This window comes from Staphylococcus ureilyticus (genome assembly GCF_002902235.1).
Classification (GTDB): domain Bacteria; phylum Bacillota; class Bacilli; order Staphylococcales; family Staphylococcaceae; genus Staphylococcus; species Staphylococcus ureilyticus.
The window spans coordinates 1-640 of the sequence record NZ_PPRL01000186.1 but is presented as its reverse complement, the minus strand read 5'-3'; the positions used below and the strand labels follow the sequence as shown (position 1 = coordinate 640).

Below are 640 nucleotides of genomic sequence, written 5' to 3'. Positions count from 1 at the left end.
ATGTGTATAAGAGACAGGTTGTATATTTAGAAAAACATTTGAAGATATTGTTAATACAACAAATAGGCTAATAAATTCTCATATAGAATTTGAAAGTATAGAAACTATAAAATCATGTTTAAAAGAAAATTTAGGTATTGCTTTGTTACCTTATATAAGCATAGAAAATGAATTAATGAATAATGATTTAACTGCACATAAAAGATATAGTAATGCAGTTTCTATTTATTATGTATATCACGAAGATAAATGGCACTCTCCTTTATTCACTACAGTTATAAACATGGTACAATCACTAAGTACTTAGTATTAGAGAGTGTAAAAAATTCATATTGACAGGAAAAATCGATGCTAAATTTATTAATATTATAACTTTGGATTTAAAACTTTTTGACTATAAAGTAGTTTTTCAATTGCAGTAAATGCGGAAACAATTGTAAAAATACAATCCATTGAGACAAATCTTTTGAATGTGCCATTCCATTGATCGCGGTTAACAATAATGCTATTACTGTTAAAATTTAGCAATTTCATATTATAACTGGTTCTGTTGCAAAGTTGAATTTATAGTATAATTTTAACAAAAAGGAGTCTTCTGTATGAACTATTTCAGATATAAACAATTTAACAAGGATGTTAT

1 protein-coding gene is annotated in these 640 nt (G+C 25.2%); it reads left to right on the top strand.

Translation table 11 applies throughout. The annotated features are described in order from the left end of the window. The first annotated feature begins 22 nt into the window (after positions 1-22). Positions 23-307 (top strand): LysR family transcriptional regulator substrate-binding protein, encoded by a 285-nt coding sequence (locus CD150_RS13965; protein WP_369076516.1) that lies wholly within the window; start codon positions 23-25, stop codon positions 305-307. The last annotated feature ends 333 nt before the right edge of the window (positions 308-640 follow it).